This is a genomic window from Streptomyces sp. NBC_00572, from assembly GCF_026341815.1.
Lineage (GTDB): Bacteria > Actinomycetota > Actinomycetes > Streptomycetales > Streptomycetaceae > Streptomyces.
The window spans coordinates 108,452-129,794 of the sequence record NZ_JAPENX010000003.1 but is presented as its reverse complement, the minus strand read 5'-3'; the positions used below and the strand labels follow the sequence as shown (position 1 = coordinate 129,794).

Annotated in this window: 15 protein-coding genes and 1 pseudogene; 8 read left to right on the top strand and 8 right to left on the bottom strand. The window is 74.4% G+C overall.

Translation table 11 applies throughout. The features are described 5' to 3' along the window. Window position 1 precedes the first annotated feature (1 nt). Complete coding sequence (locus OG514_RS37280; RefSeq protein ID WP_266902563.1) at window positions 2-1,666, bottom strand: FAD-dependent monooxygenase; 1,665 nt, start codon at window positions 1,664-1,666, stop codon at window positions 2-4. Window positions 1,667-2,033: 367 nt separating this feature from the next. On the opposite strand from OG514_RS37280, the pseudogene OG514_RS37275 reads away from it, so the two are divergent. Beyond that, window positions 2,034-2,150, top strand: a pseudogene (locus tag OG514_RS37275) (DUF2000 family protein); the annotation flags it as partial. Between the two features lie 103 nt (window positions 2,151-2,253). Here OG514_RS37275 and OG514_RS37270 read toward each other — a convergent pair. After that, on the bottom strand, window positions 2,254-3,744 hold the full coding sequence (locus OG514_RS37270) for a PLP-dependent aminotransferase family protein (RefSeq protein ID WP_266902561.1): 1,491 nt from the start codon (window positions 3,742-3,744) through the stop codon (window positions 2,254-2,256). 136 nt (window positions 3,745-3,880) lie between these two features. On the opposite strand from OG514_RS37270, the gene OG514_RS37265 reads away from it, so the two are divergent. From OG514_RS37265 to OG514_RS37255, 3 genes are all read left to right on the top strand, one after another. After that, window positions 3,881-5,113 carry a Tm-1-like ATP-binding domain-containing protein gene (locus OG514_RS37265; protein ID WP_266902559.1) on the top strand — a complete coding sequence of 411 codons (1,233 nt, stop codon included), beginning with the start codon at window positions 3,881-3,883 and terminating at the stop codon, window positions 5,111-5,113. A 5-nt stretch (window positions 5,114-5,118) separates the two neighbouring features. Further along, the gene (locus OG514_RS37260) at window positions 5,119-5,961 is read left to right on the top strand and encodes a phosphoenolpyruvate hydrolase family protein (protein ID WP_266902557.1); all 843 of its coding nucleotides are present in this window, start codon (window positions 5,119-5,121) and stop codon (window positions 5,959-5,961) included. Window positions 5,962-6,039: 78 nt separating this feature from the next. Beyond that, a complete protein-coding gene (locus OG514_RS37255) occupies window positions 6,040-9,138 on the top strand; it encodes a LuxR family transcriptional regulator (protein ID WP_266902555.1) in 3,099 nt (1,032 codons plus the stop codon). Here the strand turns inward: OG514_RS37255 and OG514_RS37250 are convergent. Next, window positions 9,120-10,925 (bottom strand): serine/threonine-protein kinase, encoded by a 1,806-nt coding sequence (locus OG514_RS37250; protein ID WP_266902553.1) that lies wholly within the window; start codon window positions 10,923-10,925, stop codon window positions 9,120-9,122. The two genes, OG514_RS37255 and OG514_RS37250, sit on opposite strands and share 19 nt — an antisense overlap. Beyond that, window positions 10,922-12,742 (bottom strand): hypothetical protein, encoded by a 1,821-nt coding sequence (locus OG514_RS37245; RefSeq protein WP_266902551.1) that lies wholly within the window; start codon window positions 12,740-12,742, stop codon window positions 10,922-10,924. Before OG514_RS37245 ends, OG514_RS37250 begins: the two co-directional genes overlap by 4 nt. A 459-nt stretch (window positions 12,743-13,201) precedes the next feature. On the opposite strand from OG514_RS37245, the gene OG514_RS37240 reads away from it, so the two are divergent. Next, window positions 13,202-15,262 carry a SpoIIE family protein phosphatase gene (locus tag OG514_RS37240; RefSeq protein WP_266902549.1) on the top strand — a complete coding sequence of 687 codons (2,061 nt, stop codon included), beginning with the start codon at window positions 13,202-13,204 and terminating at the stop codon, window positions 15,260-15,262. Between the two features lie 38 nt (window positions 15,263-15,300). On the opposite strand, the gene OG514_RS37235 is transcribed toward OG514_RS37240, so the two are convergent. The 3 genes from OG514_RS37235 to OG514_RS37225 all read right to left on the bottom strand — a co-directional run bounded on the left by OG514_RS37235 (window position 15,301) and on the right by OG514_RS37225 (window position 16,955). Beyond that, the gene (locus OG514_RS37235) at window positions 15,301-15,927 is read right to left on the bottom strand and encodes a DinB family protein (RefSeq protein WP_266902547.1); all 627 of its coding nucleotides are present in this window, start codon (window positions 15,925-15,927) and stop codon (window positions 15,301-15,303) included. A gap of 121 nt (window positions 15,928-16,048) precedes the next feature. Next, window positions 16,049-16,444: a molybdopterin-binding protein gene (locus OG514_RS37230; RefSeq protein WP_266902545.1), complete on the bottom strand. Its 396-nt coding sequence runs from the start codon at window positions 16,442-16,444 to the stop codon at window positions 16,049-16,051. Between the two features lie 31 nt (window positions 16,445-16,475). Beyond that, the gene (locus OG514_RS37225; RefSeq protein ID WP_266902543.1) at window positions 16,476-16,955 is read right to left on the bottom strand and encodes an Lrp/AsnC family transcriptional regulator; all 480 of its coding nucleotides are present in this window, start codon (window positions 16,953-16,955) and stop codon (window positions 16,476-16,478) included. A gap of 269 nt (window positions 16,956-17,224) precedes the next feature. On the opposite strand from OG514_RS37225, the gene OG514_RS37220 reads away from it, so the two are divergent. Both OG514_RS37220 and OG514_RS37215 read left to right on the top strand, forming a co-directional pair. Further along, a complete protein-coding gene (locus OG514_RS37220; RefSeq protein WP_266902541.1) occupies window positions 17,225-18,631 on the top strand; it encodes an FAD-dependent oxidoreductase in 1,407 nt (468 codons plus the stop codon). Between the two features lie 180 nt (window positions 18,632-18,811). After that, window positions 18,812-19,696 (top strand): hypothetical protein, encoded by an 885-nt coding sequence (locus OG514_RS37215; protein WP_266902539.1) that lies wholly within the window; start codon window positions 18,812-18,814, stop codon window positions 19,694-19,696. 8 nt (window positions 19,697-19,704) lie between these two features. Here OG514_RS37215 and OG514_RS37210 read toward each other — a convergent pair whose 3' ends face one another. After that, window positions 19,705-20,163, bottom strand: coding sequence for a MerR family transcriptional regulator (locus OG514_RS37210; RefSeq protein ID WP_266902537.1), 459 nt, complete (start codon window positions 20,161-20,163; stop codon window positions 19,705-19,707). A 65-nt stretch (window positions 20,164-20,228) separates the two neighbouring features. Between OG514_RS37210 and OG514_RS37205 the strand changes: the two genes are divergently transcribed. Continuing rightward, window positions 20,229-21,338: an alkene reductase gene (locus tag OG514_RS37205; RefSeq protein ID WP_266902535.1), complete on the top strand. Its 1,110-nt coding sequence runs from the start codon at window positions 20,229-20,231 to the stop codon at window positions 21,336-21,338. The last annotated feature ends 5 nt before the right edge of the window (window positions 21,339-21,343 follow it).

Below are 21,343 nucleotides of genomic sequence, written 5' to 3'. Positions count from 1 at the left end.
CTTACGGGCCGCTGGGGGCGAGTGCGGTCAGGTAGTCGCGGAGCAGGGCGGGACGGGCGAGCGGGGCGACCAGGCCCACGTATCCGTCGGGCCGCACAAGACGCAGGTCGCCGGGGTGCCCCAGGCGCTTGGCCTCGGCGCCGTCCCACGGGGTCACGGGCAGGATCCGGACCGGGGCCGGGAAGCGGGCGCACACGTCCCGGAGGGTGTCCAGCACGCCCGCGTGGGCGCCGGCGGCGTGCAGGACCAGGGTCCACCGCTCGTACCCGAGGAGCGTGTGCAGCCGGGTGGGGGCAGGGCTCATGGGGTCCGACGGACCGGTGGTGACCGTGACGTCCGGCATGCGGTCGCCCGCGCGTGGACCCGAACGGCGGTGGCGGCCGGGGCGGTGCGCGGACAGCGCACCGCCCGCGTGGGTCCGGCCCAGGTCGCTCAGCCGCAGGTCGAGCCGGCGCTGGAAGCCGCGGCGGGCGAGGACGGCGGGCACCGTGGCCGTGAACGCCCGGTAGCCCAGCGGCGGCAGCGGCAGCTCCATGAAGTTGAACCGCATCTCGCGGATGTACCGCACGGCGAGCAGCCGTTGCTCGTCGCTGTAGGTGTCGAGGAGGTCCTCGCCCGCCTGGCCGTGGTGCACGGCGGCGAGCTTCCAGGCGAGGTTGTGCGCGCCGAGGATGCCGACGTTCATGCCGTGGCCACCGACCGGGGCCCAGGCGTGCGCCGCGTCTCCGGCGAGCAGCCCGCGCCCGCAGCGGAGCGTGGCGGCGACGCGGTCGCTGAAGCGGGCCCGGTTCAGCCAGGGGATCGCGGTGGGTCCGAGGCGCAGGTCCGGCATCCGGGCGGTGTCCGCGACCAGGTCCCGCAGTTCGCCGAGGGTGGGAGCGGCGGTCAGCGAGGGATCGGGGTCGTCCCGGAAACAGAAGAAGCGGTAGCCCCCGCCGGGCAGCGGGAAGACGAGCAGGGACCGGTGCGGGGCCAGGAAGATGTGGCCCCGGCCCGGCTCGTCGCCGAGCGCCCAGGTGGGATGGGCGTTGCCCTGGACGACCTGGAGCCCGGTGCGGCGCCGGCCCTCGAAGGGGATGCCGAGGCGGTCCCTGACCACGCTGGCTGTGCCCTCGCAGCCGACGATCCACGGGGCGGCGGCGGACTCGACGGTGCCGTCCTCGTGCCGCAGGGTGAACTCCGCCCGGTCGTCGTGGATCTTGACGTCCGTCACCTCGGTGTTCCACTCGACGCGGGTGTCGAGCCCCGCCAGTTCCTCGCAGAGGAGCCGTTCGATGTCGTGCTGCTCGATGTTGAGCGGGCGGGCATGGGCCGACCGTGCCCAGCCGGTGGTGAGTTCGCCGAGGGCCCTGTCGCGGGCGTGGATCGTCACCACGTCCAGCTCCACACCGTTGCGCCGGAGGGTGTCGCCGACCCCCAGGGCGTCGAGCGCCTCCCGGGCCCGCGCCCAGAGCACCAGGGCCCGGGCCTCGTGCTTCGTCGCGGGCGCCTTGTCGACGATCCGGACCCGCAGCGCGAGCCGGCGCAGGCCGATCGCCAGGGTGAGCCCGACCGGGCCCGCCCCCACCACGCACACATCCACGTCTGCGGCCCCGGCGCCGTGGTTCCGACCGGCCCCGTCCGACGCTTCGTCGTCGGCCCTGTCCCCGTCCCCGTCCGTGCCCATGCCTGTCTCCACCCGTGTCACCCGCCCTCCGATCGAGTTCCCGATGTTCAGCGTGCGGGCGGAAGATCACCTTCAACAGGGCGTGCGGCGGGGCGCGGGGATCATGGCGACCTGCGGAGATGACCACCTGTGCGTCATCTGGTCTGTTTGCGTGACGGCAATGGAATTCAGCCGTATGCTGCACGGAGAGTCACCACCTCTGGCCGGATCATTACGCTGGGGCGCCGAGTTGTCCCCAGGTGGCGTCCATTCCGCTCCTCGTCGACCACCCCCGGAGCGTCGTCGCGGCTCGCTCACGCCACCGAGCGTGGCCAGTTCACGACACCGGCGCCGATTCCTGGGGCCGTCGGACGACTGGTGCGGGGCCGACGCCGACGACACCCCGTACTTGCCGATGTTCCGCCGGCCCGTCCTGGTCTTCGAGGGCTCCGCCGAGACGCTGACCGCCGCCCACGCGCGCGTGCTCTCCCGCTCGCTTCCGAGGAGAACGGTGGGCAGCCCGCGGTGGACGGGGAGCGGCTCGCGGAGAGCGGTGGGCAGCCCGCAGAAGACGGGGAGCAACGCGCGGAAGGCTGTGGTGGGCGGCGTCAGCCGGCCGCGCGCTCCGCGCACTCCAGGAGGGTCGGGAGCGCGGCCGCCAGCGCGTCCGTCCCGTGCGCGTACGGCAGCCGGAGCCGGTCCCGGAAGCCGTCCACGGGCGAGAAGGCCGACCCCGGCACCACGGACACTCCGTGACGCCGCGCCAGCTGGGCCAGCGTCTCCGTGTCGGTGCCGGGGACCCGCACCCAGAGGGCGGGGCCTCCCGCCGGGCGGGTCCACTCCCAGTGCGGGGCCTCGGCCAGCAGGAGCGACTCGGCCGCGTCCCGCTGCCCCCGCAGCTGGGCCCGGCGTCGCGCGCGTGCCTCCGGCAACGTGTCCAGCAGACGGACGGCGACGAGCTGGTCCACGACCGAGCAGGACAGGTCCACCGAGGTCTTGATCTTCGCCAGCCGGGCCACCACCTGCGGCGAGGCACGGACCCAACCCACCCGCAGGCCGCCCCAGAACAGCTTCGAGAGCGTGCCGACGGTCACCGACGACCCCATGGGCAGCCCGGCCACCAACGGCACCGGGGCGGCCTCGTCCGGCACGGTCCCGGCCGACACCGCCGTTCCCCGACCGGCATCCCCGTCACCCAGGGCGAGTTCCGCGCACGCCGTGTCCTCGACCGTGAACAGGTCCTGTGCCGCGAGCACCCGCTGCCACTCCCGGCGCGCCGCACCGTCCAGGCTGCGCCCCGTCGGGTTGTGGGCCGTCGGCTGGAGGTACACGAGCCGCGGCCGCCCATGGGCGCACAGCCGCCGCAGCGCCGCCACGTCGGCCCCATCCGTACCGCCGCCGGGACCGTCCCCGCCCATCGGGACCAGTCGGGCGCCACGCGCGCGGAGCGCCTCCAGGGCGCCACGGTAGGTGGGGTTCTCCACGACCACCGTGTCGCCCGGTTCGACCAGGGCCTGCGCCACGAGCCACACCGCCTGCTGCGAACCCGAGGTCACCAGGATCTGCCCCGCCTCCGTCGGCACCCCCGCCGCCCGGTAGTACGTGGCGATCCCCTCCCGCAACGCCGGGATCCCGTACGGGTGGTAGCCGTCGTCCTCCAGGAGCGTGCCGAGGTCACCGCGGGTCAGCGCCCCCACCGCATCCCCGACCGCGCCGAGCCCCGGCAGCGCCCCGCTCGACAGGTCCGCCGTGCCGGCGGTGGCGGCGGCACGCGACCGGGCGTCGAAGCTGACCAGCCGCCCCTCCGTGACGTACCCGTCGACCGTGCCCGAGCCCCGCAGCCGGGAGCCGCTGCCCCGTACGCTCTCCAGCCATCCCTCGCTCTCCAGGAGGCCGTAAGCGGCCGTCACCGTGGACCGGCTCACGCCCAGGACCAGGGCCAGTTCGCGCTGCGAGGGCAGTACGGTGCCGCCCGCCACGTCGCCGCGCCCGGCCAGCTCCCGCAGCGCGTCCGCGAGCCGCCGTGGCAGCGGTCCCGGCCCCTCCGAGGACCAGCCGGTGAGGAGTCGGGACAAACGGGTCGAAGCAATCCGGGCCATGGCATCCATCTTGCGCCACGACGCAGGCCAATCCGGCTCGACTGGTCGTTGTCGCCGCAGGTCACACGACGGAGGATCGACAGTGGCGGGACCGGGCGACGGGACCGAGAGGCGGGAACGGGAGAAAGGTGAGGGCATGGCGACCGTTGTGCTGGTCGGCACTCTGGACACCAAGGGGGAGGAGTACGCCTGGCTGCGCGAACGGCTCCGGGAGTACGGCAGCGACGTCCTGCTCGTCGACACCGGGACCACGCCCCCACCCGCTCACGCCCCCACGGCCGACATCACCGCCGACGTCGTCGCGCGCGCGGCGGGCCACGACCTGGCCAGGCTGCGGGCCGCCGGCGACCGCGGGGCGGCCGTCGCCACCATGGCCCAGGGCCTCACCCGTGTCGTCGTCGACCTCTACCGCAAGGGAAAGCTGCACGCAGTGCTCGCCGCGGCCGGCAGCGGCGGCTCCGCCATCGCCGCCCAGGCCATGCGGGCCCTTCCCATCGGCGTACCGAAGGTGCTCGTCAGCACCATGGCCGGCGGCGACGTCTCCCCGTACGTCGACAGCAGCGACCTCACCCTGATGTACAGCGTCGTCGACATCTCAGGGCTCAACTCCGTCTCCTGCCAGGTCCTCGGCAACGCGGCGGCCGCCGCCGCCGGAATGGCCCGCCGCCACGAGCGCAACCACGACGAGCCCGCGGGCCGGGGACGGCCGGTCGTCGCGGCCACCATGTTCGGCGTGACGACCACGGCCGTCGACGCGGCCCGCGCGCGGCTCGCCGAACTCGGCTACGAGGTCCTCGTCTTCCACGCCACCGGCGCGGGCGGCCGGGCCGTCGAGAAGCTGGCCAGGGACGGCATGCTCGACGGCGTCCTCGACCTCACCACCACCGAACTCGCCGACGAACTCGTCGGCGGAGTGCTCAGCGCGGGCCCGGCCCGGCTCACCGCCGCCGGTGCCATGGGCATCCCGCAGGTCGTCGCCCCCGGCGCGCTCGACATGGTCAACTTCGGACCGGCCGCGACCGTCCCCGAGCGGTTCACCGAACGACAGCTGCTCGTCCACAACGCGACGGTCACCCTGATGCGGACCACCGCGCGCGAGATGACCGAACTCGGCGCCGTCATGGGCCGCAAGCTCCGCACCGCGCGCGGACCGGCCGAGGTCTTCTGGCCGCTGCGCGGCGTCTCCGCCGTGGACGTCACGGACGGGCCCTTCGAGGACCCGCAGGCGAACCGGGCGGGCCTCGACGCGCTGCGCGCCGCCGTCCGCGGAGGCGAGGTCCGGGTCCACGAACTCGACGCCCACATCAACGACCCGTCGTTCGCCGTCGCCATGGCGGACCGTCTCCACCAGCTGATCAGCGAGGAGTGACCACCGTGAACACCGGGACCACCATCAGCCGTCAGGACGCGCTCGGCCGGCTGCGCGCCCAGGTCGCCGCCGGCCGCCCGATCGTCGGCGCCGGCGCGGGCACCGGACTCTCCGCCAAGTGCGCCGAGGCCGGCGGGGTCGACCTGCTGATCATCTACAACTCGGGCCGCTACCGGATGGCCGGGCGCGGCTCGCTCGCCGGACTCCTGCCGTACGGCGACGCCAACGCGATCGTCACGGACATGGCGCGCGAGGTGCTGCCCGTGGTCCGCGACACCCCCGTCCTCGCGGGCGTGTGCGGCACGGACCCGTTCCGCCGCATGGACCTCTTCCTGGACGAACTCAAGGCCATGGGCTTCGCAGGCGTGCAGAACTTCCCCACGGTCGGCCTCTACGACGGAACCTTCCGCATCAACCTGGAAGAGACCGGCATGGGGTACGGCCTGGAGGTCGACATGGTCCGCGCCGCCCACGAACGGGACCTGCTCACCGCCCCGTACGTCTTCGATCCCGACCAGGCCGCCGACATGGCACGGGCCGGCGCCGACGTCCTGGTGCCCCACGTCGGGCTCACCACCCAGGGGGCCATCGGCGCGGGAACGGCCATGACGCTCGACCAGGCCGCGGCGGCGGTCCAGGAGATGCACGACGCGGCCAAGCGCGTGAACCCCGACGTCCTGGTGCTCTGCCACGGCGGCCCCATCGCCGAGCCCGAAGACGCCCGCTACGTCCTGGAGCACACCACCGGCGTCGTCGGCTTCTTCGGAGCCTCGTCCATCGAGCGCCTGCCGACGGAACGGGCCATCACGGAACAGACCCGCGCCTTCAAGGCCCTCACCACCGGCTGACGCCGTTGTCGGTGCCGTGCCGTACAACTGAGAGCGAGAAACACGACGGCACGACCGCACGAGGGGAGGGGACCGCCGGTGGACACCTTCGCGGACCCGGTACGCGTCGACCGCGCGCCCTTCGTCGGCCGCGACCGGGAACTCGCCCGGCTCGACGCGCTGCTGCGCCACCGCACCGGGGCGACGGGCCCGGTGGCCGTGGACGTCGTGGGTGAGCCGGGCATCGGCAAGTCCCGGCTCCTCGCCGAGTTCGCGGCACGGGCCCGGCGGCAGGGGGCCACGGTCCTCCGCGGCAGGGCGGGACCCGCCGAGCGCGACCCGGGCCCGCCCTTCCAGGCCTTCGTGGACGCCTTCGCGGACCTGGACCACCACGACCGCGCCATGTGCCCGGAGCTGGCGGCACTCGCGGCCCTCGTCGAGTCGTCCGAGCCGCCGTCCGACGTGGTGGGCGGAGCGGACGTGGGGCGCGTCGCGGTGGCGCTCGGTCGGGTTCCGGCGGCCGGACTCGTGCTCGTGCTCGACGACTTCCACGCCGCCGATCCCGCGTCCGTCGCGCTCGTCGACCATCTCTTCCGGCATCCGCCCCGGGCGCCCGTCCTGCTCGTCCTCGCCCGTCGCGAACGGCAGACCGCGCCCGTGCTCGCCTCGGTCCTCGCCCGTGCCGCCGACTCGGGGGACGTCGCCCGGCTCGCCCTCGGGCCGCTCTCCCCGGACGACTGCACGGGGCTGCTCATGCCAGGGCTGCCGCCGGACCTCGCCCGGCGGATCCACGCCGTCAGCCGTGGCAACCCGCTCTACCACCGCGCCCTCGCCCACGCCCGTACGCGCCGGGGGGAGGCGCCCGGCACCGGACCCGTGGCGGTGGTCCTCGACGAACTCGCCCCGCTCGGCGGGCCGGAACGGGCGGCCGTCGAGGCACTCGCCGTACTCGACGGCCGTGCCACGGCCGAGTTGCTCGCTGCCGTCGCCCTGACCGCCCGGCATCCGGCGGAGCCGACGGACGTGGCCGTCGCGGCCGGCTCAGCGGGCGCAGCGGACGCGACGCGCTCCGTGGACCCGGCGCACCTGGTGGACCCAGCGGACGGAAGGAACCCGGCGAGACCGGCCAGCCCGGCGGATTCGGCGTACCCGGTGGACCCGTCCGGCCCGCCGGACCCGCTCGTCGTGGGCAGGGTCCTGAGCGAGCTGACCCGCCGTGACCTCGTCCGACCCGACGGCGAAGGGCGCGTCCTCACGCTCCGCCACCCCGCGCTGCCGGAACTCGTCCGGGCCACCCTCGACCCGTGGCGGCGCCGTCAGCTGCACCGGCGGGCGGCCCACGCCCTCGCCGCGGCCGGGGCGCCCGTGACCGAGCGCGCTCCGCACCTCGTCCGCTCCGTGACGGCCTGGGACCCGGCCGTCGCCGCCGACCTCACCGAGGCCGCCGAGCGGATCGGCGCGGCCGACCCCGGGCGCGCCGCCCACTGGCTGTCGGCCGTCCTCGCCCTGCTCCCCGACACCCCCGAGCACCGCGCCACCTGGCGCGACCTGACCCTCAGACGGGCCCAGGCCCTCGGGTCGGCCGGCCGGGTGGCGGAGAGCCGGGACCTCCTCCACCACCTCATCGACGCCTGCCGCCTCGACGGCCGGGGCAGGGGCGACACCGACGGCAGCGCGGACGGGACGGACACGGCCGAGCTGCGGACCTCTGCCGTGCTGCTCTGCGCCTTCATGGAGCGCCACCTCGGCCGCTACCCCGAGGCGGACGCCCTGCTCCGCCGGGAACTGGAGCGCGCCCCCGGGCCCCGCCCCGACCTGCGGACCTCGCTCGTCGTCGAGTGGGGCTGCCGAGCCCTCTTCGCCGCCCGATACCCCGAGGTACGACCCGTCGTCGCCGACACCCTCGACGAGACCCGGCGGCGGCGCGACGAAGCGGGCACGGCGGAGGTCCTGACCCTGGCCGCGCTCGGCGAGGTCTACGAGGGCGAGACCGCCGCCGCCCGCGTCCACGCGGCGGAGGCCGCGGCCCTCACCGACACCTTCACCGACGGCGAACTGGCCACCCACCCCGAATCGTTGGTACGACTCGGCTGGACCGAGGTCTTCCTGGAGGAGTACGGCAGGGCCGAGCGCCACGCCACCCGGGGCATCGCCATGGCCCGTCGCGCCGGACGGCCCTTCGCGCTCTCGCAGCTCCTCCTCTGCTCGGCGTACGTCCACTTCATCACCGGCAGGGTCGGTACCGCGCGCGACCTGGCCGACGAGTCCCTCGCCGTCGCCCGCACCCTGGGCGGCGCCGAACTCGTAGGTTTCAGCGGCGCGATCAGGGCCGTCGTCCTCCTCCACGCCCTCCCCACGGGCGACCCCGAAGGGCCGGCCGCCGCCGAAGAGGCCGCGGCGACCGTGGGGACCGCCGAGGGCTGGTGGGCCACCCAGGCCCGCTGCCTGCTCGGTTACGCCCTACCGCTCGGCAGGGACCCGCACCGCGTGCGCGAGGTGCTCGTGAGGGGCGGCGGCGACCGGGACCTCTCTCGGCTCCAGCCCTCGCTGCGCCCCGGATACCTCGAACTCCTCGCGGGCGCGGCCCTCACCACCGGCGACCTCGCGGAGGCGGAGCGGGTCGCCCGCCGGGCGCTCGCGGAGGCGGAACCGCTCGACCTGCCCGTCCAGCGCGCCGCCGCACTGCGCGCCTGGGGGCAGGTGCTGGCCCGGCGCGGTGAACCGGCCGCCGCCGCACGGGCGTTCACCGACGCGGCCCGCGAGAGCGCACGCTCGGGGGCCGTCCTGCGCGAGGCCCACAGCCTGCTCCTCGCCGCGCCCCAGACACATGCGGCGGGCGACGCGACCGAGGCCGCCGCCCAGTGGCGCCGGGGCCGCCGACTGGCCGCCGAGGGCGGGGCCCGCCTGCTGGTCGACCTGGCCGACCGCACCAGGCCGGCCCCTCCGGACGGAGCCGCCGGGCGACGGCTCGCCGGGGGACGCCTCGCCGTCCTCACCCCGAGGGAACGGGAGATCTCGGTCCTGGTCGCCGAAGGGCTCACCAACCAGGCCGTGGCCGACCGGCTCTGTCTGAGCCCCCGCACGGTCGAGAGCCATGTCGCCCGGGTCTACCGCAAGACGGGGGTGGAGACCCGGGCCGCACTCGCCTCCCTGGTGGTCAGGGACGGGGTCGGCGAAGGTCAGTTCTCGCGGGGATAGGTCTCCGTCACCCGCCCCTTCGCGTCCGCGTTGAGATGGGCGCTGCCGTACGTGTCGGACAGATAGACGCTCATCCCCGCCTTGCTGCCGAAGATCGTCGAGCCCGGGTTGAGGATGAGGTAGCGACTCGTCGGCTCGTCGACGCCCAGCTCCTTGTCCGCGCGCTTCAACAGCGCCGGCAGGGCGTCCCAGTCGATGTCGTTCATGTCGGTCGGGACCGCGCCGGGGAAGGAGGTGCCGGAGCCCTCACGGACGGCCACGTCCTCGCCTCGGTAGACGTACCGGTCGTACCGCTTCGTACTGCCCTTGACCAGTGATTGGGCGACCGCGTAGTCCGGGTACACGACGAGGCTGGTGACCATGGTTCCGCCAGCGGCCTCCTTGATCGCGGCGATGGCGGCCCGGACCCCGGCGGGCGTCAGCAGATCGCGCTTCTCCGGATCCGCCTCCTGGGACGGCGTCGGCGTCGGCGTCCGGCTCGTCGACGTCGCGGGCCCCTTGGCGGCGGGACCCTGCTGGGAGGGCGAGGTGCTGCTCGGCCCGCTCTTCGGGTCGGCCGGTCGCCAGTCCCACGTCATGGCGGCGACGGGAATGCCGACGGCGAGCACCACGACGACGGCGGAACCCAGGAACCGTGCGGTACGACTCCGCCGACGCCTCTCGGTGGACGCCACGGGGCCGGAGGCCGCGGCGGTGGACGCCGCCGAACCGGAGGCCGCGGCGGTGGACGCCGAACGAGACCCCGAAAAACCGGACCCCGAGCCGGATCCCGAAGCCGGAGCACCTGGAGCCGCCGCAGTCGCGGGAGGCGCAAGCCGGAACGAGGTCTCCTCGCCCTCCCCGGCCGCTTCGCCCGCGGTCCGCTCGCCGACGCCCCCCGGGCCCGCCCCGTCGGACTTCGGCGGCACCGGATCCCGTACCGCTCCCGTGTCCTGAGGGAAGGCCGGACGCGCGGTCGGGTCCGGTGACACGACCGCGGCGAGCGCGTGGTCGAGCTCCTCCGCGTCCGGGCGGACGGACGGGTCGCGGACCAGCAGTCGGGTCAGTACGCCGGCCAGCTCACCGGCACGCTGCGGAGGCGGTACGTCGTCGGAGAGGACGGCCGCCAGCGTCGCGAGGGTGTTCTCCCGGCGCAGCGGGTGGCGGCCCTCGACCGCCACGTACAGCACCATGCCGAGCGACCACAGGTCGGCGGCCGGCCCGCTACCGCCTCCGCCGCGGATCCGCTCGGGCGCCATGTAGTCCGGTGAGCCGATGATCGAGCCCGAGGCCGTCAGGACGGTGGACTCCTGGATGGCCGCGATGCCGAAGTCGGTGAGCACGGGCCGCCCGTCGGGGCGCAGCAGGACGTTCGCCGGCTTCACGTCGCGGTGCTCGATGTCCCGCTCGTGGGCGGCACGCAGGGCCGAGAGCAGCTCGCGGCCGATCGCGGCGGCCTCGACGGGGGTCATCGAGCCCCGATCGAGCCGGTCCTGGAGGGACCCGCCGGTGACCAGCTCCATCACGAGCCACGGGTACGTGCCCTCGCCGGCGTCGACGATGTGATGGATGGTCACCACGTTGGGGTGGTCGATCCGGGCGAGGGCGCGTGCCTCGCGCAGGACACGGGCACGCAGGGTCCGGGCACTCTCGACGTCGTGCTCGGCCAGCGCGGGGTCCGGCGGACGCACTTCCTTGAGCGCCACGTCACGGTGGAGGGCCAGGTCGCGGGCGCGCCAGACCGTTCCCATGCCGCCGCCGCCCAGCCGCTCCACCAGCTCGAAGCGGCCGTCGATCACTCTGTTCACACGCACCCCTGTACTCGGGTCCCCGGGGCGGTGGCGGCCCGAGGCCCGGCCCCGCCCACTTCGCCGTACACGTTCACCTGGTAGTGCCCCGGCGGCCCGAACGGCTCCGGCAGCTCGCGCGACCCCGGCCAGGGCCCGCCCCTGCAAGAGTCGTCGTCGGTACCGGATTCGATTTCGGGGTCGGCCTCGACGTCGACTTCCGCCCCGTCTTCGGCCGCCGCCTCGGCGTCGACCGTACCGCCCGCGGCGCGGACCTCCCTCGGCGGGCGGTGGGTCCTCTCCGGCGCGTCGGAGAGCCGGCGGTGGTTGTCCACCGCCCCATCCGCGTCCCCCGGCCCGCGTCCGGCCTCCCGGAGCGCCTCCGCCAGGACCACCTCGGCGGCGGCGTCGCCCCAGACGGCCCGTACCTGCCGGGCCCGGGCGCGCAGGGAACGGGCCGCGGAGGCGTGGTCACCGGCGGCCCGCCACAGGTCGGCCGCCCGCTCGTACGCGCGAGCCGCCTTCTCGGGCGAGCCCGCCATGCCGAGCGCGCGCGCCGTCCGGTGGCTCAGGTCCGCGCCGTGCCGCCGGTCGTCCCAGCACCGGGCCTCCGCCTCCGCGAGCGCGTACTCCCGTGCGGCCCGGCCGGGTTCGCCCCGGCGCACCACGCAGTCCGCGAGTCCGACCCTGGCTCGCACCCGCGCCGCCGCGTCGCCGTCCTCCGTGAACCCGGCGAGGGCCTGCTCGAAGAGGTCCGAAGCCTCACGGCAACGTCCCCGCTCCGCGTACGCGGCACCGAGCAGGAGCCGCGCGAGGGCACCCACGCGGACGTCCTGGGCCGGCCCGTCGGCATGGCGGACGGCCTCCGCGAGGAGCGACAGCGGCTCGTCCTCCTCGTCCGCCCCCGGGGCCGTACGCCCCCGCTCGTGGGCCCCGGCGACCGTACGAGCCAGGGCCAGACAGAGACGGGCCCGGTCGGCGCCCCGCAGCGGCGCGTCGGGCGCCTCGGAGGCGAGCGCGGCCCGGAGCAGCGCGGCCGCCTCCTCGGGCGCGCCGGTGGTCCGCAGTACGGTGGCGAGCATGAGCTGGTGCTCGGTGACGGGCCACGGTCCGCCCCCGGCCCCGTGGTCGTCGACCGCGGCCCGCAGGTGGGCCAGCGCGGCGGCCGGGTCGTCGGGCGCCATGATCCGGCCGAGCAACGCGCGCGTGTCGGCGAGCACGCCGAGGACGGCGGGATCCGCCCGGTGCGGCACGGCGAAGGCGATCAGCCGGGTGAGTTCCTCGCGCAGGGCCCCGGCCTCGGCCGTCGGGTCGGGCGCGGTGTCGAGCAGATCGGCGCGGGCCCGCCCGCGCAGCAGCAGCACGGTCGCGGTCTCGGCGGTGCCGGTCTGCCCGACCGCGTGGAGGGCGGTGGCCCGCTCGCACAGCTCCGTGAGCCGCGCGAAGGCCGTCGCGCCGGGGCCGTGGCCCGAACCAGATCCCGCGACGAGTGCCCTTGCCCGTGAGACGAGCGCCTTGCCGCGCTGCCCAGCCTGTTCGTGCAGGTCGGCCGCCCGGAAGAACAGCGGCCCCGCAGCGGGCCGGGCCGCGCCCCGACAGTCGAGCGCGGTGGCGTCCAAGGCGTCGGCGTGGTCCCCCGGGGTGAGGGCTCCGCCCGCGCGCTGAAGGGCGGTCGCGGCCCGCTCCCAGGCGCTTCCCGCCCAGGGGTGCCCATGGGCGGTGAGCTGCCGGGCCCGGTGGAGCAGCTCGTGTGGATCCTCCGGTTCGTCTCCGGTGCCGGGCCCCCGGTCGTACGGACGCACACCGAGGCGGAACTCGTCGGGCGAGCGGCTGCTCATGTGGGGGTGCTCCGGGGAGAGGGGAGAGGGGAGAGGAGTGAGGGGAGGGGCGAGGCGGAGGAGGAGCGGGGAACCAGGGAGGAGGCGAGGGCGGAGGAACGTGAGCGGAACCGGAGACGACGACGCGGGGAGGACCCGCAAACACACAGGTCGGACCGACTTTCGCAGCCCCGCGCCGCCCGCACATCCGTAGAACTACGGAATCCTCGGCCCTGCGCACCCCTGCACCCCGCCCCCTGCGCACCTCCTGTACCCGGGCTCCGCCCCGCCCTTCTCTCCCCGCCCTTCTCTCCCCGCCCCTCCCTCCCCGCCCCTCCCTCCCCGCCCCTCCCTCCCCGCCCCTCCCTCCCCACCCCATCGATCGGCCGCACTGCGCAGCGCCCACCACCAGGTACTCGGCTAGGGTGATTCGATAGGGAATGCGCCCCCCGGGGCCGGGCCGATGCGTAGGTCGATGCGTTGGAGACTCACCAGTCGTCGAGCAGGGTTCCGCAGCCGCCCCGGGCGGCCGTCGGGGACGCCGGTGTGCTCCGCGAGCTGCTGCCCATCGCCCTCTGGCGGGAGGACGCCGAGGGCCGCATCGTCGAGTGGTCGCTCGCCGCCCAGGACCTGCTCGGCCACCGTCCCGAGCACGTGCTCGGACGGCTCGCCACCCCGCTCCTCGTCCCTGACGACAACCGCGAGCTCGCCGACCGGCTCACCCTCCGTGTCCAGGCGGGCGAGACGATGGTCGGCACCCTCCCCGTCCGCCACCGCGACGGACACACGGTCACCATGGAGATGTGGATCGTGCCCGCCGCCGACCCCGACGGGCGGCCGGGGGCGATGCTCATCGCGGTGGAGACCTCCGAGGTCCTGCGCATGCGGGAGAACCTGGCGGCGATGGAGAGTCTCTTCACCCAGTCGCCGATCGGTCTCGCCCTGCTCGGACCCGACCTGCGGTTTCTCCGGATCAACGACGCCCTGGCCCGGATGAACGGTGTGTCGGCGGCCGAGCACTTGGGCCACCGCCTCACCGAGGTCGTGCCAGGTGTCAACGCCGCCTCGCTCGAAGCCCTGATGCTCCAGGTCATGGAGAGCGGACACGCCGTGGTCGACGCCCGCCGGGTCGGCCGTACCCCCGCCGACCCCGATCGCGACCACATCTGGTCCTGCTCCTACGCCCCGCTCATCGACCGCACCGACCGGCGGTCCCTGGGACTCATCGCGTCCCTCGTGGACATCACCGAGAGCCAGGAGGCGCACACCGAGGTCGAACGGGCCCGCCACCGTTTCGCCCTGCTCGCCGAGGCCGGCGCACGGATCGGCACGACCCTGGACCTGAAGCAGACGGCAGAGGAGGCGGTACGTTTCCTCGTGCCGCAGCTCGCCGACTCGGCGGACGTACAGATGCTGGAGTCCGTCCTCGCACCGGACGACCCGGTCGCCTCCACGCGCGGCGTGCTGCGGCGACTCGCGGCCCGCTTCCCGGACCCGACCGCCCCCACATCGCTGCTCGCGCCCGGACAGACCTTCCAGATCCCGCTGGACTCGGTGTACGAGCAGGTCGTCGCCCGCGGCCGGCCCACGAACCTCGTCACGTCCGACATCCCGGAACTCTTCACCGACCCACGCACCGAGGCACTCCGCACGTACTTCGCCACCCGCATCGGCTCGGCGCGGCTCGTCCCCATGGTGGCCCGGGGCCAGGTGCTCGGCTCGGTCACGGTGACCCGGCTGCGGACCCGTGAGCCCTTCGACGCGCAGGACTGCGTCCTCATCGACGAGGTGGTGGCCCGGGCCGCCCTCAACATCGACAACGCACGCCTCTACACCACCCAGCGGGAGGCTGCCCTCACCCTTCAGCGCAGTCTCACCAACAGCGCGCTGCCCGCCGTCACCGGGCTCGAACTCACCGGCCGCTACCTGCCCGCGAGCGCCCATGACGTCGGCGGCGACTGGTTCGACGTCATCGCCCTGCCCGGTGGCAGGACGGGTCTGGTCATCGGCGACGTCATGGGGCACGGCATCCACGCGGCGGCCGTCATGGGCCAACTGCGCACGGCGGTACGGACCCTGGCCCGCCACGACATCCCGCCGGCCGAGATGCTCAGCTCCCTGGACGCCGTCGTCGCGGACCTCGGTGAGGACACGATGGCGACCTGCGTGTACGCCGTCCATGACCCGGCCACCGGAGTCTGGGTCATCGCCCGCGCGGGCCATCCGCCGCCGGCCGTGGCCACCCCGGACGGGACGATCACCTTCCTCGACGGGCCGCCGGGAACCCCCCTGGGCACCGGCGCCCACGACTTCGGCACGGAGGAGGTCGCCCTTCCCGAGGGCGGCCTGCTCGTGCTCTACACGGACGGCCTCATCGAGGCCCGCGACCGCGACCTCGACGAGGGGATGCGGCAGCTCGCCCAGGCGCTCCGGCACCTCGACCGTCCCCTGGACGAACTGTGCGACGAGATCCTGGAGCAGCTCCTGGCGGCTCCCGCGCAGGACGACGTGGCGATACTGCTGGCTCGTACGACCAGCTGAACTTCCGTACGCGAAAGGGGAGTCGGATGCACCCCTTCTCAGACTTCCGGGTGCTGGAGCCGGTACAGGTCGCGGAGGAGGGCGATCTCCGCCCCGTGGTGCAGGAGTTCCTGGTTCACCCACCAGACGGTCTCCAGGAAGGGATCCTCCGGATCACTGCCGTGCGGGTAGGTGCTGTGGCCGACCGTGTCGAGCGCCGCGTCGTCGGCGGAGAGCAGCGCGTCCCGCCAGGCGCCCGCCGCGGTGCCGAACGCGGCGACAGCGGTCGCGACGTCCCCGCTGACCGCGTAGTCGTCACGGGTGAGGGTGTGGCCGCCGTTCGTGTGGTCGGCGCGGAGCGCGAGCAGTTCGCTGAGGTGGCTCAGCCGCCAGGCGATCGTCGTGAACGGCGGCGGGGTCGGGTGCGGGGCCGGGGTGGCGTCCCGGCCCCAGTCGCCGACGCCGGTCAGAACGGTGGCGCGGGGCCCGGGCCCGTCCGTGCGGCGCCGGACGGACCAGCAGTCCGGACCCGGTTCCCAGAGGTACTCGGCGTCGGTCATCGGGCCGACCGCGACGTCCGTGCCGTTCCCGCTGTCCACCACCGGCCCCGCCATCCGGTCGGTCAGCCGCTGCCGGGCGAAGTCGAACTGGTCGAGGAGGGGGACGAGTCGTGCGGGTATCGCCATCGGGGCTCCGGATCGCAGGGGGACAGCAGGCGCAGGTCGCAACGGGTGACCGGTGTCAGCCGACCGCTGTCGGGTAGCGGGTAGCGGGTAGCGGGTAGCGGGTGTCAGGGTGCGGGTGTGGTCAGGTCCGGTCGATGTGCACGCTCGTCGACTTCACGCGCGCGGTGGCCTGCATGCCGACCTCGAGACCCAGCTCCTCGACCGCCTCGCGGGTGAGGAGCGACACGAGCCGGTGTGGGCCCGCCTGGATCTCCACCTGCGCGGCGATGTCGCCGAGCTTGACCGCCGTGACGATGCCCGGGAACGCGTTGCGCGCCGAGGTGTACGGCATGTCGTCGTCCGCCTGGGCGCTCTGGCCGACCTCGACGGAGAACGCGGCCAGGTCGCGGCCGTCGATGAGGCGCCGGCCGTTCTCGTCGCGATGGGTGGCGAACCGGCCGCCGTCGGCCCAGCGGCGTGCGGTGTCGGGACTCACGCCCAGCAGGCGCGCGGCCTGCCCGATGGTGTAGGACTGCATGTGCGACACATTAGGCCGTGCGGGCAAGTCCTCAGGCGGAACCCGACCGTCGTCCGACCGCCTCGACCAGCGGCAACAGCCGGTGCGCCACCCGCTCCCGCAGGGCGATCTCGGTGCGCGTACGGACCACCCCCGGCAGCTGGATGAGCCGCTGGATGACGTCCTCCAGGTGCCCGGCGTCGCGGGCGACCACCCGGGTGAGCAGATCGCCGCCGCCGGTGATCGAGAAGGCCTCCACGATCTCCGGCACCGCGGCGAGCGCGTCGCCGACCTCGTCCAGATGTCCCTGGGTCACCTCGACGTGGACGAAGGCGAGCACCGGGTGCCCGAGGGCGGCGGGGGAGAGGACGGGGCCGGTCGCGGTGATCACCCCGTCGCGCTCCAGGCGGTCGATCCTGGCCTGCACGGTGCCCCGTGCCACCCCCAGGATCCGCGCGTACTCCCGCACGCTCGTCCGCGGCTGCTCGATGAGCAGCCGCAGGATCCGGGTGTCGAGCTCGTCCACGGCCATGGTCCGCGGGCCTCCTTCGGTCCTTCGGTACTTCTCCTGGCGTCAGTGTCCGTCACTCGACCCCGGTAGCCCGCACTCTCCGCCGCCGCCGGGCCCGCCGCCGGGCCGGCCGAGCAGCCACTCGTGTGTCGGGCCGCACCGGGTAGCCGCCCAGCGCGGGACTGCGAAGAGGAGCGACCAGCAGACGGGCGACCAGATGAGGAGCGACCAGCGGAGGAGCAATCAGAAGAGGAACATAGAGAAGGGGAGCGATCAGCGGAGGAGCGATCATGCGACGCGGATCCGGGAACTCCTACTGGACGGCGTCGGCGCCGCCCGCCGCCGCGCACCCGGCCCTCGACGGTGATCTTGCCGCCGATGTCGTCGTGGTGGGGGCCGGAATCGCCGGACTGTGCACGGCCCGCGAGCTGGTGCGCGCGGGTGCCGAGGTGGTCCTGCTGGAGGCCGACCGGATCGCGGCCGGGGCGACCGGGCACACCACCGGCAAGCTGACGTCCCTGCACGGCCTCCACTACGCCCGCCTGCGCCGCCGCCAGGGCGCGGCGGCCGCGGCCCTGTACGCCGACGCCCAGGAGGAAGCCCTCCGCCAGGTGACGCGGGTCTCCGCGGAACTGGGCGTCGACGCCGAGATCGAACACCGGCCGGCGTTCACGTACACCGTCGACGAGGGGAACGTGGCGGAGATCCGCGCGGAGGCGGATGCCGCCGAGGAGGCGGGCCTGCGGGCGACCACCGTGACGGAGACCGGCCTCCCGTACCCGGTCGCGGCCGCCGTCCGGGTGGAGGACCAACTGCAGTTCCATCCACGCCGCTTCCTGCTCGCGCTGGCGGACGACCTCGTCGCGCACGGCGGCCGTGTCCACGAGGGCACCCGCGTCACCCAGCTCCACGAGGGCGCCGAATGCCGTCTCACCGTGGAGGGCGGCGGAACGGTCCATGCCCGGGACGTCGTCCTCGCCACCCATTTTCCGCTCCGCTGTCACAGCAGTCTGCTGGTGCGGCTCTCGGTGCGGCGCGAACTCGTCGTCGCCGCGTCCGTGGCGGAACGCCACGCCCCGTACGGCATGTACCTGACGTTCGACGAAGGCACCCGGTCGGTGCGCACCGTCCCGCTGGGCGAGGGGCGACGGCTCCTGATCGTCGCGGGCGAGGTGTTCGAGCCGGGGAGCGGGGGCGTGAGCGAGCGGTACGACCGCCTGGAAGCCTGGGCGCGCGGGCACCTGCCGGGTTTCGCCGAGGCACCGGAGGTCCACCGATGGGCGGCCCAGGACGTCCACACGCCCGACGGGCTGCCTTGCATCGGCCACGAACACCCCGACACCCAACACGTCCACCTCGCCACCGGCTTCGGCGGCTGGGGCCTCAGCAACGGCGTCGCCGCCGGCCGGCTGCTGGCCGCGCACGTGACCGGCACGCCACGCCCGGCCTGGACGGAACTCGTCGACCCGCGCCGCCTGCTGCCGGTGCGCGAGGTGCCTGGGGTCGTACGGCAGCAGGCCACGGTGGCGCGCCACTACGCGGCGGGCCTGCGGACCGTCCGGCGCTGCACTCACATGGGCTGCGAGCTGGGCTTCAACGAGGCCGAGCAGACATGGGAATGCCCCTGCCACGGCTCCCGCTTCGCAGCCGACGGCAGCATCCTCCAGGGCCCGGCCACCCGGCCTCTGGAGGGGTGAAGACCGACCGTGGCCGTCGAGGAGGGCCCCGCCACCGACCTGACGATCCGGCACGGCCGCGACAGCCGTCCCGCCCGCCGGGCAGCCGCCCCGACCCGAGCGGGTGATCGGGCCGGGCATCCGGCGGAGGCGGCGAGCGGGAGCGTGCCGGCGGGGCGCGGGCGGCGGAGAGTGGGCGGCGTGGATGTCGAGGAAGTCGCCGAGGAGCTGTACGGGCTGAGGCCGGCCGAGTTCGTCCCCCGGCGGGACGCGTACGTCGCCCGCGCGCGAGAGGCGAAGGACGCGAAGGCGGCGAAGGCGATCGCCGCGCTGCGGCGCCCTTCGCTGGCCGCGTGGGCGGCGAACCTGCTGGCCCGTCGGCGAGAGCAGGAGGCACACCAGTTCCTGCTCCTTGGGGAGGCGCTGCGGGAGGCCCACCGGACGCTGGACGCCGAGAAGCTGCGGACGGCGAGCAGCCGGCGGCAGCAGTTGATCGCCGTTCTCGCCCGTACGGCCGCCGCCCTGGCCGGGGAGGCCGGGCAGCCCGTGAGCGACACGGTGCTGCACGAGATCGAGCAGACCCTCCACGGCGTTCTCGCCGACGAGGAGGTCGCCGGGCAGTGGTCGAGGGGCCGGCTCGTGAAGGTGCCCGAAGCCGCGGTGGGATTCGCGGAGGTGGCTCCGGAGACGACGCCCCCGCGCCGGACCGCGACCCCTCCCCCCGAGTCGCCGGCGCCGAAGGAGAAGCCTGGCCGCGGCGAGAGCGACGCGCGGCGTCTGCGTGACCTCGAACGCGCGCGTACGGCGGCCGAGAAGGCCGATGCCGACGCCGTCCGACGGGAGCGGGAGCTCGCCGAGGCGCGGGAGGCGCGGCAGGCCGCTGGGCAGCAGGCGGAGCAGGCGGCCGACCGGGTCCGCACCCTGCGGCAGGACCTGCGGGAGGCCCGACAGGCCGAGCGGGAGAGCGCGGCTGCCGCGACGACGGCCGGCAAGGCGGCGACGACCGCGGAGCGCGCCCTACGGGAAGCCCGCCGAGCCGCCGAGCAGGCCGCCGTTGCCGTACAGCGCCTGGAGCGGCACGGGTAACCGCAGGGCTACTGCAGCGATACGGTCAAGGACCCGCGGGCCGCCGGCGACGGCACGGTCCGTTCGCCGAGACGGTCGATCCGGTGGGACGGCGCCATCGCGGAACCCAGGCCGACCTCTGCCGTGGCGATGACCTCGTCCAGGACGTCGCGGGAGCGGATCAGATCAGTGATCATTCGATTGATGCGGTCCCGTTCCGTGGCGAGTTCGTCGACCAGTTGCGGTGTCGCGATCTCGCTCGGGGCGCCGTCCGTGTCGCGCATGCAGGGGAGCAGCTGAGCGATCTTCTTGCTGTTCAGCCCCGCCGCGTAGAGCGCCTGGACGCGGATGACGCGGTCGACCGCCCAGTCGCCGTACTGCCGTTGGCCGCCCGGGGTACGCTCGGCCCTCAGCAGCCCCTGCGTCTCGTAGTAGCGCAGCGAGCGCTCGCTCACCCCACTGTGGCGAGCCAGTTCACCGATTCGCATTTTCCACCTCGCATGCCGACTCAGGACTTGAACCTGACACTGATGTCAACTTCTACCGTATCGGCATGACGAACTCCCCAGTGATCTCCCGCCTGTTCGAGTCCACCCGTCTCGGCGCCCTGCACCTGCCCAATCGCCTGGTGATGGCACCGATGACCCGCAACCGTGCCGGGGCCGACGGCGTTCCGGAATCGATCATGGCCACCTACTACGCGCAGCGTGCTTCGGCGGGGCTGATCATCGCCGAAGCCTCCACCCCGAACGCGGTGGGCCTGACCTACCCCAACATTCCCGCCATCTACAACGAGGCGCACGTGGCGGGATGGCGGCGCGTCACCGACGAGGTGCGCGCCGCGGGCGGCCGGATGTTCCTGCAGTTGCAGCACGGCGGCCGGATCGGTCACCCCGACAACAGCGGCCTGACGCCGGTCGCGCCCTCGCCGGTGCCGCTGCCGGACTCGATCCACACCCCGAGCGGACACCAGGACGCCGTGGTGCCGCGTGAGTTGAGCGTCGAGGAGATCCGCTCCACGGTGGCCGACTTCGCCGCCGCCGCCCGCAACGCCGTCGACGCGGGATTCGCCGGAGTGGAGGTGCACGCCGCCAACGGCTACCTCCTCCACCAGTTCATGGCAGGAAACACCAACCACCGCACCGACGCCTACGGCGGCTCGGTGGCCGGCCGCATCCGCTTCGTGGTCGAGGTGGTCCAGGCCGTCGCCGACGCGATCGGTCCCGAGCGGGTCGGCCTGCGCATCGCCCCCGGACTCACGGTCAACGGCATCGACGAGGGCGATACCGAGGAGATCTACCCCGCGCTCGTCGATGCCCTGGCGGACGCCGGTCTTGCCTATCTGCACGTCGTCTTCGCCGACCCGGACCAGCCTCTCTTCCAGCACATCCGCAAGTCCTGGCCGGGCACGCTGATCGCCAATCCGGTGCTGGGCTGGGGAGGTCCGCTGCCGGCCGACGGCGGCAGGCACGCGGGCGAGCGGCTCCTGGCCGCCGGAGCCGACCTGATAGCGCTCGGCCGCTCGTTCCTCGCCAACCCCGACCTCGTCGAACGACTGCGCGTCGACGCGCCGCTCAATCAGGTCCGGGACCACGGCCTGATGTACACGGGCGGAGCAGCCGGATACACGGACTATCCGGTGCTGGCCGGGGCTCACCACTGAGTGCG